Genomic DNA, 13,164 nt, shown 5'->3' on the forward strand with positions numbered 1-13,164 from the left:
GACGACAGCGGCGTGTCGTGCCGGCGCGATAATGTCGCTGTATGGGGGTCGCTGGTTCCGTCGTCCCGGTCGGTTCGCGCTGGCAGCGTGCTCGGCAGATCGCCCGCCTCACGGCGATCGGCACGGGCGCCGCCGCCGCGGCCGTGGTGGCGACCGGCGGCGTGCTCCTCGGCCAGGCCCGGCAGGCCCGCCGCACGATCCCGATGGCCGAGGCGCCGCCGCCGCGCTGCGACGGGGTCTACGGCGCGAAGCTGCCCGGCCCACCGGTCACCGTGGTCGTGCTCGGTGACTCGACGGCCGCCGGCTACGGCGTGCACCGCCGCCGGGAGACGCCCGGGGCGCTGCTCGCCACCGGCCTGTCCCGCCGCCTGCAACGCCCCGTGCGGCTGCACCGTTTCGCCGTGGTCGGCGCGATCTCGGCCGTGCTCCGGCACCAGGTGGAGGCGGCGCTGGAGTGCCACCCCGACATCGCGGTGATCCTGATCGGTGGCAACGACGTGACCAACCGCGCACCGTTCGCCCTGGCGGTGCGCTACCTGGTCGACGCGGTCCGCACGCTGCGCGCCGCCGGCTGCGAGGTGGTCGTCGGCACCTGCCCCGACCTGGGAGCGATCCAGCCGATCCAGCCGCCGCTGCGCTGGCTGGCCCGCCACTGGAGCCGGCAGCTCGCCGCCGCCCAGACGGTGGCCGTGGTCGAGGCCGGCGGCTGGACGGTCTCCCTCGGCGACCTGGTCGGGCCCCGGTTCGCGGCCGAGCCGACCCGGATGTTCGGCCGGGACCGGTTCCACCCCTCTGCGGAGGGCTACGCGATGGCCGCCGCCGCGCTGCTGCCGACGGTGCTGTCCGCGCTCGGCGCGGGGCAGGAACGCCGCCCGACGCTGGTCCGGGGCGCGGGCGTACGGTCGCTGCCGCAGGCCGCACAGGAGGCGGCCCGCCACGCGGGCACCGAGGTCAGCGGCATCCGGGTCCGGGGGCGCGAGCGCGGCCCCGCCGGCCGGTGGGCACAGCTGCGCCGACGGGCCTTCTTCGGTGTCGGCGCGATGTCGCAACCAGGCCCCGCCGTCGACTCACCCACACTGGAGGGACTGGCATGAGCGAGCGCTTCACCCCCTCGGGGCTCGCCAATCGACTGGGCCGGGCGGCGACGCTCAGCCTGATCGCCGGCACGGTCGGCGGCGCCGCCGTCCTCGCCGGTCAGGCCTTCGCCGCCCGGCGCCGCCGGTACGCCCAACCGGAGCTGGCGCTCGCCCTGCGCGCCACGGTCGGGCGCGCCGGTGCGTCGCCGCTGCGACTGGTGCTGCTCGGCGACTCGTCCGCCCTCGGCGTCGGGGTCGGTCGCCTCGACGAGACCATCGGCGGCCAGCTGGCCAACCTGCTCGCCGAGGGCCCGAACGGCCGCCGGGTGCACCTGTCCAGCGTCGGCGTCTCCGGCTCGCGGTCGACCGACCTGGCCACCCAGGTGGCCCGGGCGCTGCTCGGTGAGCATCCCGACGTGGCGGTGATCCTGATCGGGGCCAATGACGCCACCGCCCTGCGTCGCCCGGCGGAGGCCGCCGCGTACCTCGCGGCGGCTGTGCACCGGCTCCGCGAGGCCCAGGTGGAGGTGGTCGTCGGCACGTGCCCCGACCTGGGCGCCGTACGCGCGATCGCGCCGCCGCTGCGGCAGGTGGTCGGCTGGTCCGGGCGTCGGGTGGCCCGCGCCCAGACGGCGGCGGTGCTCGACGCGGGCGGCACGGTGGTCGACCTGGCGACCGAGACCGGCCCGGTGTTCCGCGCCGACGCCGGGACGCTCTGCCACGACGGCTATCACCCCTCCGCCGACGGCTACCGGGTCTGGGCGCACGCCCTGCTGCCGGCTGTCGCCGCGGCGGCTGTGGTCGCCTCCAGGCACTGACCGCCGGCCGTCACCCCGACCGGCCGCGCCCACCCGGGGCGCCACACGGGGCGCCACACGGGGCGCCACACGGGGCGCCACACGGGCCCGAGGCCGCCGCACGGCCCCGTGCCCGCCCCAGGCCGTCGTCCGGCCCGCACCCGGCGGCTGCGGGTTCGGAGGGCGTGACATTTCCCGGCCGGCGGGCAGCTTCCGCCCGAAGTTACCGGCGGGTTAACGTTGGTTCATGCCGACCGAGTCGTCCCGCGACGCCGTCATCGTCGCCACCGCCCGCTCCCCCATCGGCCGGGCGCACAAGGGGTCCCTGCGCGACGTCCGCCCGGACGACCTCGCCGCGACCATCGTGCGGGCCGCCCTGGACAAGGTCCCCCAGCTCGACCCGGGCGAGATCGATGATCTCCACCTGGGCTGCGGCCTGCCCGGCGGCGAGCAGGGCTTCAACATGGCCCGGGTGGTCGCCACCCTGATCGGCCTGGACACCCTGCCCGGCACGACGCTCACCCGCTACTGCGCGTCCTCGTTGCAGACCACCCGGATGGCGATGCACGCGATCCGGGCCGGCGAGGGTGACGTGTTCATCTCCGCCGGTGTGGAGACCGTCTCCCGGTACGCCCGCGGCAACTCCGACGGGCTACCGAAGGAGGCGCAGGCGTTGGTCGGCGGCGGCTGGGAGAACCCGCGCTTCGCCGCCGCAACCGAACGGTCGAAGTCCCGCGCCCAGGGCGACGCCCCGGTCTGGACCGACCCGCGCGAGGCCGGCGAACTGCCGGACATCTACCTGACCATGGGTCAGACCGCCGAAAACCTGGCCCAGGTGTACGACGTGACCCGCGCCGACATGGACGAGTTCGGCGTACGCAGCCAGAACCTCGCCGAGAAGGCGATCGCCGACGGCTTCTGGGCCCGGGAGATCACTCCGGTCACCACGCCGGACGGCACGGTGGTCGGCACCGACGACGGGCCGCGTGCCGGAGTCACCCTGGAGGCGGTCGCCGGTCTGAAGCCGGTGTTCCGACCGGACGGCCGGATCACCGCCGGCAACTGCTGCCCGCTCAACGACGGCGCCGCCGCCGTGGTGATCATGAGTGCCCAGCGGGCCCGGGATCTCGGGATCACTCCGCTGGCCCGGATCGTCTCCACCGGCGTGACCGCCCTCTCCCCGGAGATCATGGGTCTCGGCCCGGTCGAGGCCAGCCGGCAGGCGCTCAGTCGGGCCGGGATGACCATCGACGACGTCGACCTGGTCGAGATCAACGAGGCGTTCGCCGCACAGGTGATCCCCTCGTACCGTCAGCTCGGCATCCCGCTGGAGAAGCTGAACGTGATGGGCGGGGCGATCGCCGTCGGGCACCCGTTCGGCATGACCGGGGCCCGGATCACCGGCACCCTGCTCAACGCCCTGGAGTGGCACGACAAGACGATCGGCCTGGAGACCATGTGCGTCGGTGGCGGCCAGGGCATGGCCATGGTCGTCGAGCGCCTCAGCTGAGCGCGCTGGCCCGAGCCGGCAAGCGCGCTGGCCCGAGCCGGCAAGCGCGCTGGCCCGAGCCGATGAGCGCGCTGGCCTGAGCCGGCAAGCGCGCTGGCCCGAGCCGATGAGCGCGCTGGCCTGAGCCGGCAAGCGCGCTGGCCCGAGCCGATGAGCGCGCTGGCCTGAGCCGGCAAGCGCGCTGGCCCGAGCCGGCATGGCCTGAGCCGCATGGCCTGAGCCGGCCGCACGCCGGGACCGGAGCCCCGGCCGGCCGCGCAGGGTTCGCGCTAGAGCGTTTCGCGGGTCGCCGTCACCTCGGCGGCGGCCCGCGCCAGCACCTCGGGCGGCGCGGCGGCGATCAGGTCGGCGGCCACCACCCGGAGCTGGTCCGGCAGCGCCAGGTCGTTGTCGAGCCGGGGCACCGCCCGCCGTGGCCCGCCCTCCGCGTCGGCGCACAGGTTGGCGATCTCCTGCACCAGGCGGTGCAGCAGGTCGGCGCGGGACATGTTGCCACCGGTGGCCGTCGCCGCCCAGCGCGGCTGCTGCCAGTGCCTGACCTGACGCACCAGCAACTCCACCGCCCGCCCCAACTCCCCCAAACTCACCCCGCCAACTCTACGTACCCCACCCACCCCACCCACCCGGCCCACCCACCCCGGTGCGGACGCGTCGATCATGAGGTTAGCGGGCAGGAACGCGATCAACTTCGCCGCCAACCTCATGATCGACGCTCGGGGGCACGGTGGGGGTGGGGTGGGGTGAGACGACGGCGCCCGCCCTCCGTGGAGCGGGGGCGGGCGCCGTCGGACGGGGACGACGGTCAGTCGTCGCCCTGGAAGTAGCTCAGCAAACGCAGGATCTCGAGGTAGAGCCAGATCAGGCTGACCAGGATGCCGAAGGCGGCGACCCAGGAGTAGCGCTGGGGCAGACCCATCCGGACGCCGTCCTCGACCTCCTTGAAGCTGAGCACGAAGCTCAGCGCGGCGACCACGATGCAGACCAGGCTGAAACCGATCGCCAGCGGGCTGCCGTCGCGAAGGCCGGTGTTCACGCCGAAGAGCGCGAACACGAGGTTGATCAGCATGACGGCGAAGAGACCGGCCATCACGGCGATCATGCCCTTGACGAACTTCGGGGTCGCCCGGATGACCTTCGCCTTGTAGAGCATGGCCATCACGAAGAAGACACCGAACGTGGCGGACACCGCCTGGAGCACGATGCCGTCGTAGAGCGACTCGAAGACCTTGCTGACCATGCCGACGAAGACGCCCTCGACGACGGCGTACGCGACGACCAGCGCCGGGTTCGCCATCCGGGAGAACGAGATGATCAGCCCGAGGACCAGACCGACCACCGCCGCGCCGATCCAGGCCGGGCCGAGCAGGGCGTCGGGCACCAGCACCCAGGCAGCCGCGGCGGAGACGCCGAGGATGCCGAGGAGCGTGACGGTCTTGACCACCACGTCGTCGATCGACATGGTGTTGACGGTCGGCGGGGCCGCCGGGTAGCCGGCTTCCGTCGGGTACTGCTGTGGATAGCCGGGCTGTCCGTACGGCCCGGTCGGGGCGTACCCGGCGGAGCGCTCCCGCTCGGCCGCCTGGCCGAGCCGGGCGAGCACCGGGTTCGAAGTCTTCACTGTCAGGCCTCCCTCAGGGGGTCGTTGCACGTGAACGTGCACTCCAAGAGTAAACGCCCAGGGCAGTCCCGTGGAGATCGCCAAGCTGAGCGGAAGCTGAGAGTGCGGCGTGCCCGGGGCGGGGGTCGAACCCGCACGCCTTGCGGCAGCCGCTTTTAAGGCGGCCGTGTCTGCCGTTCCACCACCCGGGCGGGTGACACCACGCGGGTCGACACGCGCGGTGCAGTGTCACGGTAGCGGGTCGGTGGCGACTCAGCGTACCCCGGCGTCCGGGTCGCACTAGGGTCGACGCCGTGAGCAGCACAGCCCCTACGGCCCCCGACGCCGCCCCCGACCAGGCTGTCCTCGCCGCCGGCCGGCTACCCCGCCGGTTCCGGCCGGCGCGTCTGCTGACCGCCGTCCGCCGTCGCCGGGCGGACCTCACCGTCGCGCTGGTCTTCGTGGCGCTCGCCGGTTGGCTCACCCACGGGCTCTGGCCCGACCCGGCGGCCCGGGTCCTGGCCCTCAACCCGGAGGACCAGGCCCTCTACGAATGGTTCCTCGCCGTCGACTCGCGGGCGCTGCTCGGCGACTTCGACCTGCTCACCGAACGGCTCAACGCGCCGGACGGGGTCAACCTGATGACCAACACCACGGTCATCGCCCTCGGGGTGCTTCTCGCCCCGGTGACCCTGCTGTTCGGTGCGCCGGTCACCTTCGCCCTGCTGGCCATGGCGAACCTGGCCGGCACCGCGGTCGCCTGGTACCTGCTCTTCACCCGGGTCCTGCGCGCCCGCCGGCTCGCCGCCGCGCTCGGGGCGGCACTCTGCGGCTTCGGCCCTGGGATGGTCTCGCAGACCAACAGCCACCTGCACATGACCGCGCAGTGGCTGGTTCCGGTGATCGTCTGGCTGGTGGTCCGCCTGCTGTGGGCCGCCGACCCGGCGGGCACCGCCGACGGGCCGGACAGCCGGCGGGTGGTCAGCTCGGCCGTCGGCCTGGCGGCGGCGGTCAGCGCGCAGGTCTTCATCGGCGAGGAGGTGCTCTTCCTCTGCGCCGTCACGCTGCTGGTGATGGCGGTCACCTACGCGGTGGCGGACCGGAACCTGGCCCGCCGCGCCCTGCCCGGTTTCGCCGGCGGGATGATGCTCGCCGCCGGGCTTGCCCTGCTCGTGCTGGCCTGGCCGCTCTGGTTCCAGTTCGCCGGCCCGCAGGGCGTCTCGGACGGCATGTTCAGCCCGCACTACTTCTCGGCGGACCTGCGCAGCTGGTGGACGGTCTCGCCGCTGTCGGTCGCGGGCGACGACGGGGCCGCCCGGCTGACCACCGGGCCGGCCGAGTACAACACCTTCCTCGGGTTGCCCCTGCTGCTGGTCGCCGCCGCCGGGGCGCTCTGGCTGGGCCGTCGTCCGCTGGTCGTCGCCTGCGTGGTCGGCACGCTGGTGACGGGAGCGTTGTCGCTCGGCCCCCGAGTGATCGTCGACGGCGAACGCACCGCCGTGCCGGGCCCGTACGCCCTGCTCTCGGGGCTTCCCGTGGTGGACGGCGCACTGCCGATGCGGTTCGCGCTCGCGGTGCTGCCGCTGGTCGCCACGCTGCTGGTGCTGGCGGCCGACCGGGCGCTGCGCGGCACCGGCCGGGCCCGCCGCCTGGTGCCGGTGGCGGTCGGCATGGCGCTGCTGCCCCTGCTGCCGACGCCGCTGCCCACCGCCGAGCGCCCGCCACTGCCCGAGTTCATCACCGGCGGGCACTGGCGCCGGTGCGTCGAGCCGGGCGGGGTGCTGGTGCCGGTGCCGCTCGCCACGCCCAAGGAGCCGTGGCCGATGCGCTGGGCGACCGCCGCAGACGCCGCGTTCGGCATGCCGGAGGGCTTCTTCATCGGGCCGTACGGCCGCGACGGCACGGCGGCGATGGGCGCCTACCAGCGGCCCACCTCGGTGCTGCTGGCCGAGGTCGGCAGGCACGGCGGGCAACCGGTCGTCGACGACGGACAGCGCCGGCAGGCCGCGCAGGACGCGGACTTCTGGGGCGCCTCATGCGTGGCGCTGGCCGTCGACACCCCGCACGCCGACAGCCTGCGCGGCACCCTGGATCAGCTCTACGGGCCCACCACCCGGATCGCCGACGCCTGGACCTGGCGGGTCTGACCCACCCCGGGTAACACGTTGAGGCCATCTGAAAGGGCGCAGGCGTACCCATGATCGGTTGATGCTGGCCCGGGTGGGAAGTGGCCCTGGGCCCGGCGGAGCATCAACGGATCATGAATGGCCATCGAGGGCACCGGTGCGCGGAGGCGGGCCAGGTCGGCGTCGTCCTTTGGGGCGGTCAGGGCCGGCCGACACCGACCGGCTGGGACGCCTCGGCGAACTCCTCGCGCGGGTCGTGCAACTGACCCAGGGCTACCACCTCACGCTTGAGGAAGAACGCCAGCGACCAGTCGACCACGACCCGGACCTTACGGTTGAACGACGGGATCCGGCTCATGTGGTACGTCCGGTGCATGAACCACGCCGGCCAGCCGGTCATCTTGATCCCGTACACCTGGGCCACGCCCTTGTACAGGCCGAGGCTGGCGACGCTGCCGGCGTGCTTGTGCTTGTACTCCACCGGCTCCCGGCCACGCACGGCGTTGACGATGTTGTCGGCCATCCGGGCGGCCTGCCGGACCGCGTGCTGGGCGCTCGGCGAGCAGTAGTTGCCGGGCTCCTTGGTCAGGTCCGGCACGGCTGCGCAGTCACCGGCGCTCCAGGCGCCCTCGACCACCCGGTCGCCATCGACCACCTGGAGGGTCGGCAGGCAGGTGACCCGCCGCCGCTCGTCGCGGGGGAAGTCCGTGGCGTCCAGCATCGGCGACGGCTTCACGCCGGCCGTCCAGACGATGGTGTCGGAGCGGAAGCTGTCGCCGTCGGAGAGCTTCACCACCCCGTTGAGACAGGATTCCAGGCGGGTGTCCAGCCGGATGTCCATGTTCCGCTTGATCAACTCCTGCACCGTGTAGGCGCCCATGTCCCGGTCGACCTCGGGCAGCACCCGCTGGGTCGCCTCGACCAGCACCCAGCGCATGTCCTCCGGCTTGAGCTCCGGGTAGTACTTCAGCGCGTCGCGGGCCATGTCCTCCATCTCGGCGAGCGCCTCGATGCCGGCGTACCCGCCGCCGACGAAGGTGAAGGTCAGCGCGGACCGGCGGACGGCCGGGTCGGGCGTGGCGGCGGCCACGTCGAGCCGATCCAGCACGTGGTTGCGCAGGTAGATGGCCTCGCCGATGGTCTTGAAGCCGATGCCGTGCTCGTGCAGGCCGGGGATCGGCAGCGTGCGGGAGACCGCACCGGGGGCGACGACGACATGGTCGTACTGGATTTCCCGGGTCGGGCCGCTGATGGGCTGCACCACCGCCGTCTTGCGGTCGTGGTCGATCCGGGTCACCGCGCCCGCCACCACCTTGCACCGCCGCAACTCGCGCCGCAGCGGCACCACGGAGTGCCGGGGCGAGATGTTGCCGGCCGCAGCCTCGGGCAGGAACGGCTGGTACGTCATGTGGGGCTGAGGGTCCACCACGACGACCTCAGCCTCACGGGAGCTGAGCTTCTTCGACAGGCGCAGGGCCGCGTAGAGACCGACGTGCCCGGCACCCACCACAAGGATCCGCTTCGGGTTCACGTCATCTATCTTTCCCCGCGCGGGCCGGCTAATCCCGCTCGCGCCCCTTCTCTGTGACGGAGCACAATCCTTGTGACCTGCGCAACGTTGCCAAAAAGGGGCTGTCACCTGCGGCGCAGCAGCCACCTCAGCAACGCCGCCACCGCCACCGCCACGAGCAGGCCGACCACCGTCGCCGCCTGGTGTCCGGCATCACCACCGAGCCCGGCGACCTCCACCAGCAGCACGCCGAGCACGAAGGTGGCCAGCAGCACCGCACCGGCCCGGGCCAGCCACCGCACGATCAGATCCGGGTCGACCACCGCGTCGTACGGCAGCACGGCAGCCAGCGCGCAGAGGGTGTGGGTGAGGTAGAGCACCGCCGCCACGGCGAGCAGCCGCCACAGGGCGATCGGCCGGCCGTACCCGTCGGTGGCGACCAGCCATCCGCCGACCGTGACCAGCGCCGCGAAGGTCGGCCAGACCCGGCGCGGCCCGACCGCCGGCAGCGCCGCCACCACCACCAGGGCGAGCAGCGCTCGACCGAGGAGCACCTCCGACGGGTACGCCAGCACCAGGCCGACCAGCACGGTGAGGAAGATGCCGGCCCGCACCAGCAGGGGCGTCAGGCTGATCCGGGCGGCGGCGAACCGCAGCGCCCGCACCCTCTCGATGACGGCGCTCACCGGTTGTTCACCCGGGGGGCGGTCGCCATCCGGGCCACGTCCCGCAGCACCTCGTCGAGGCTGCCCGCGCCGGCCCAGCGCACCACCGGCACGCCGTGCTCCCGCAGCTGCCCGATCATCGTCTCCCGGTCCAGCCGCCACAGCCGGTACGCCACCTCGGCCCAGCCCCGGTCCTTCGGCGGGGTGAGATCGGCGGGCAGGGTGTCCACCGCCACCACGAACCGCCCGGAGCGGGCCAGCCGGGCCAGCATCTCCGCCGACCGCTCGTCGAGCAGCGGGGTGAGGACCACCACCAGCGCGTCCGCCGACAGCAACTGCGGGCCGAACACCTGGTCGTACGGCTCGTGCGGGGAGGACTCCGCCCGCACCTCCAGCAGCCATTCCAGCACGGTCAGGTACTGCCGGCGGCCGGTGGCCGGGCGCAGCCGGCGGGCGGCGGGGCCGTATTCGAGCATCGACACCCGGTCGCCACGGTGCAGGTAGTGCTCGGCGATCGCGGCGGCGGCCCGGACCGTGGTGTCCAGCACGGAGGCCGCCCCGGACACGCCCCCTGAGCGGCCCGCCTCGGCGAGCACGTCGAGCAGCACCACCACCTCGGCGTCCCGGTCGGAGAGGGTGGCCGCCACGTGCAGTTGCCGGGCGCGCAGCGACACCCGCCAGTCGATCCGGCGCAGCCGGTCCCCCGGGGCGAAGACCCGTACGCCGGCCAGTTCGCCGCCCTCGCCGGGCCGGCGCGAGTGGTGCGCGCCGACCAGGCCGGCGGCCCGGGGCATCGCCTCGACCGCGTCGAACGGCTCGGTCCTCGGGTAGACCCGCAACCGGGACGGTTCGGCGATCACCGCGCGGGAGACCAGCAGGCCCTGCGCGGCGGCGACCCGGGCGCCCGCCGGGCCGATCGGGTGCCGACCCCAGCGCAGCGCCGTGCCGGTCAGCTCCAGGTCCACGGCCACCGCCCTCGGGACGGCCGTCACGAAGGGCCGTTCGGCGACGGACGGGGCGGTCGGCGAGCCGGCGCCGGACGCCACGGTCGCCCCGGCGATCGTCACCCGCTCCACCCGCAGCCACGGTGAGACCCGGCTGCGGACCACCGCCACGTCGTAGTCGAGCAGGTCCGGGTTGCCGACGGTGACCGTGCCGGTCAGCTCGCCCCCCTCGACCAGGTGCCCCTCGTCGGCGGAGATCCAGACCTGCGGCAGGGCGGCCGGCCGGCGGCGCAGCGCGTACGCGGTGCCGAGCGCGAACGGGGCGGCCAGCACGACCAGGTCGACCCGGCCGAGCAGCACTCCCGCGATCAGCAGCAGCCCGGTGAGCAGCACCGCCCGGCCGAGCGCCCAGGTGGGCGTCCAGCCGGTGGCGGGCTGCGGCCCCGGCGACGACTCGACCCGGGGCGACATGGCGGGCGCGAGCATCAGTGCCCGGGGCCGGCGGCGTAGCTGGGCAGCGCCCCGCTGGCGGGCGCCGGGGTCGCCTCCAGCACCTCGCCGACCACGAAGGACGGGTCGACGCGGCGCAGCCACATCTCCGGGCGCAGGGTGATCCGGTGGGCCAGGGCGGGTGCCGCGACCTCCTTGACGTCCTCCGGCACCACGTAGTCGCGGCCGGCCATCACGGCCCGTACCCGGGACAGCAGCAGCAGCGCCAGCGAACCGCGCGGTGACGCGCCCACCAGCACCGACGGGTGCTCCCGGGTGGCCGCGGTGAGCGCGACGATGTAGCGGCCGACGGAGTCCTCCACGACCACGTCCTCCAGCGCGGCCTGCATGGCGCGCAGGGTCTCGGCGTCGACCACCGGCTTGATCTCCGCCTCCTCGCGGCGGCGGGCCATCCGCCGGCGCAGCACCTCCCACTCCTCCTCGTGGTCCGGGTAGCCGAAGGAGACCCGGAGCAGGAACCGGTCGAGCTGCGCCTCCGGCAGCGGGTAGGTGCCCTCGTACTCGATGGGGTTGGCGGTGGCCAGCACGTGGAACGGCTCGTCCAGCTTGTACGTGACGCCCTCCACCGAGACCTGCTTCTCCTGCATCGCCTCCAGCAGGGCCGACTGGGTCTTCGGCGGGGTCCGGTTGATCTCGTCGGCGAGCAGCAGGTTGGTGAAGACCGGCCCGGCCCGGAACGCGAACTCGCCGCTGCGCTGGTCGTACAGGAACGAGCCGGTGACGTCGGCCGGCAGCAGGTCGGGGGTGAACTGGAGCCGCCGGAAGTCCAGCCCGAGCGCCTGCGCGAAGGACCGCGCGGTCAGTGTCTTGCCGAGACCCGGCAGGTCCTCCAGCAGCACGTGCCCGCCGGCCAGGATGCCGGCGAGGACCAGCTCCAACGCGTCCCGCTTGCCGACCACGACCTGACCGACCGCCTCCAGCACCGACCGGGCGAGGCGGCCGACCTCGGCGGCGGGCATGCTGCGGTCCACGTCGTTCATATCTTCTCCAGTTCGGCGACGATCGCCGCGAGGTCGCGCGGCGACGGGGGGCGGCGGGAGGGGGTGCTGAGGAAGGTCCAGAGCCGGTCACCGAGCAGGACCCGGGCCCGCTCCGGGTCGGACTCCCGGGTCAGGCCGTGGCGCTGGCGCAGCCGCTCGTCGGCCAGCTCGCCGAGCCGGGGCAGGATCCGCTCGGCGAACCGCTCCCGGTTGCCCCCGGACCAGTCCAACGGCCGTTCCCAGCCGTTGATCGCGGCCCGCAGCGCGTCCCGGGCGCCCCAGTTCCAGGTGCCGTCGTCGTCGCCGGCCGGAACCCTGCCGCCGGACCGGGGCGGGGGCGGTGGCGCGAGGGCGGCGACGACCCGGCGCACCAGGAACAGCGCGACCACCCCGGTCACGAGGACCGGCAGGGAGACCCGGAGGCCCACCAGACGCAGCCCGGCGACCAGCACGACCACGACGGCCGCGATGCCGGCCAGGGTGCGGAGCACCTGACCGGCCCGCCCGCCCCGGGACCGCTCGGCGGGCGCCGGCCGTTCCTCCTCGAAGCTCAGCAGGTCGTCGATACTGGTGCTGCTCACCGCGTCACCTCGCCACGCCGGGCGAACGCCGGCCGCATCCCGGTCCCGCCGGTGCCCGTCCCGGTCACGCCGGTGCCCCGGTTTCGTCGGCGACCACGGCGGTCAACTCGCCGCGCAGCCGGCGCAGCGCCGCGCGGGCCTGGTCGCGGGTACGTTCGTCGACTTCCCGGGTGGCGTACCGGGCCTCGCGGTAGACGTGTGCGAACTCGGCCAGCACGTCGGTGCTGGCGATCGACGGCACCCCCGCCGACGGGTCGCCCCGCAGCAGACGGGTGACCAGTTCGGTGGGGGTGTCACCGGTCAGCCGGGGCACGCCGGCCCCGGCGGCGGCCTCCTCCAGGCGTACCCAGCAGGCGATCACCGCCGTGCGGGGGTCGGTGTCCCGGTCGTCCAGCTCCTCCAGCCCGGCGTCGAGGGCGGCGGCCACCTCGCGGGCGGTGCCCTCGGGCGTACGCCGGTGCCGCCGGTCCGGCAGCACTCGGGTGGTGCGCCGGATCGCGCCCCGGATCAGCGTCCAGGTGAGGTAGCCGAACGCGGCTAGCAGTGCCAGCCCGAGCAGCACGACGGCGGCCGTGCCGATCCACCGCGGAATCTGCGCCTGGGTCGCCGCGCCGGCGTCCCGCGGCTCGACCGGGATCGAGGCGGCCGGCTCGGCAGTCGGATATTCCGGCACGTAGGGGATGTTGTCGGCGGCGGGCGGGACCCGGCTGGCACCGATCGACGAGTGGGCGGACGAGAGCGCGGCAACGGCCAGCAGGAGCACCACCGCCGCCACCGGCCACCACCTGCGCAGGACGCCGAGTTCCATCGAGGGCTACCTCCGGGCCGCCGGGGCGGGTCGCACGGGTCGACGCGTTCCGTCCGTCAT

11 protein-coding genes, 1 tRNA gene and 1 pseudogene are annotated in these 13,164 nt (G+C 74.2%); 4 read left to right on the forward strand and 9 right to left on the reverse strand.

Annotation, left to right across the window (positions count from 1 at the left end; translation table 11 throughout):
* Positions 1–41 precede the first annotated feature (41 nt).
* The 3 genes and pseudogenes from GA0070608_RS05165 to GA0070608_RS05170 form a co-directional block, all read left to right on the forward strand.
* Positions 42–1,117 (forward strand): annotated as a pseudogene (locus tag GA0070608_RS05165) (SGNH/GDSL hydrolase family protein); the annotation flags it as partial.
* Complete coding sequence (locus GA0070608_RS31885; RefSeq protein ID WP_141719410.1) at positions 1,091–1,894, forward strand: SGNH/GDSL hydrolase family protein; 804 nt, start codon at positions 1,091–1,093, stop codon at positions 1,892–1,894. The pseudogene GA0070608_RS05165 and the gene GA0070608_RS31885, both read left to right, overlap by 27 nt.
* Positions 1,895–2,120: 226 nt before the next feature.
* A complete protein-coding gene (locus GA0070608_RS05170) occupies positions 2,121–3,383 on the forward strand; it encodes an acetyl-CoA C-acetyltransferase (protein ID WP_091622561.1) in 1,263 nt (420 codons plus the stop codon).
* 269 nt (positions 3,384–3,652) lie between these two features.
* On the opposite strand, the gene GA0070608_RS05175 is transcribed toward GA0070608_RS05170, so the two are convergent.
* The 3 genes from GA0070608_RS05175 to GA0070608_RS05185 all read right to left on the reverse strand — a co-directional run bounded on the left by GA0070608_RS05175 (position 3,653) and on the right by GA0070608_RS05185 (position 5,192).
* Entirely contained in the window at positions 3,653–3,970 is a 318-nt protein-coding gene (locus GA0070608_RS05175; protein ID WP_091622563.1) for a hypothetical protein, read from the reverse strand.
* A 215-nt stretch (positions 3,971–4,185) separates the two neighbouring features.
* Positions 4,186–5,001, reverse strand: coding sequence for a Bax inhibitor-1/YccA family protein (locus tag GA0070608_RS05180; protein WP_091622567.1), 816 nt, complete (start codon positions 4,999–5,001; stop codon positions 4,186–4,188).
* A 110-nt stretch (positions 5,002–5,111) separates the two neighbouring features.
* Positions 5,112–5,192, reverse strand: a tRNA-Leu gene (locus GA0070608_RS05185).
* Between the two features lie 102 nt (positions 5,193–5,294).
* Here GA0070608_RS05185 and GA0070608_RS05190 point away from each other — a divergent pair.
* Positions 5,295–7,127 (forward strand): hypothetical protein, encoded by a 1,833-nt coding sequence (locus tag GA0070608_RS05190; RefSeq protein ID WP_091622571.1) that lies wholly within the window; start codon positions 5,295–5,297, stop codon positions 7,125–7,127.
* A 178-nt stretch (positions 7,128–7,305) separates the two neighbouring features.
* Here the strand turns inward: GA0070608_RS05190 and GA0070608_RS05195 are convergent, their stop codons facing one another.
* The 6 genes from GA0070608_RS05195 to GA0070608_RS05220 form a co-directional block, all read right to left on the reverse strand.
* Positions 7,306–8,637 carry an NAD(P)/FAD-dependent oxidoreductase gene (locus tag GA0070608_RS05195; RefSeq protein ID WP_091622574.1) on the reverse strand — a complete coding sequence of 444 codons (1,332 nt, stop codon included), beginning with the start codon at positions 8,635–8,637 and terminating at the stop codon, positions 7,306–7,308.
* Between the two features lie 104 nt (positions 8,638–8,741).
* The gene (locus tag GA0070608_RS05200; RefSeq protein WP_091622579.1) at positions 8,742–9,302 is read right to left on the reverse strand and encodes a hypothetical protein; all 561 of its coding nucleotides are present in this window, start codon (positions 9,300–9,302) and stop codon (positions 8,742–8,744) included.
* Positions 9,299–10,696, reverse strand: a complete 1,398-nt coding sequence (locus GA0070608_RS05205; protein WP_091622582.1) for a DUF58 domain-containing protein — start codon at positions 10,694–10,696, stop codon at positions 9,299–9,301. Before GA0070608_RS05205 ends, GA0070608_RS05200 begins: the two co-directional genes overlap by 4 nt.
* 14 nt (positions 10,697–10,710) lie before the next feature.
* Complete coding sequence (locus GA0070608_RS05210; RefSeq protein ID WP_091622587.1) at positions 10,711–11,715, reverse strand: AAA family ATPase; 1,005 nt, start codon at positions 11,713–11,715, stop codon at positions 10,711–10,713.
* The gene (locus GA0070608_RS05215) at positions 11,712–12,296 is read right to left on the reverse strand and encodes a hypothetical protein (RefSeq protein WP_091622590.1); all 585 of its coding nucleotides are present in this window, start codon (positions 12,294–12,296) and stop codon (positions 11,712–11,714) included. Before GA0070608_RS05215 ends, GA0070608_RS05210 begins: the two co-directional genes overlap by 4 nt.
* A gap of 64 nt (positions 12,297–12,360) precedes the next feature.
* Entirely contained in the window at positions 12,361–13,104 is a 744-nt protein-coding gene (locus GA0070608_RS05220; RefSeq protein WP_091622594.1) for a DUF4129 domain-containing protein, read from the reverse strand.
* Positions 13,105–13,164: the final 60 nt, after the last annotated feature.

The organism is Micromonospora peucetia, from assembly GCF_900091625.1.
Taxonomy (GTDB): Bacteria; Actinomycetota; Actinomycetes; order Mycobacteriales; family Micromonosporaceae; genus Micromonospora; species Micromonospora peucetia.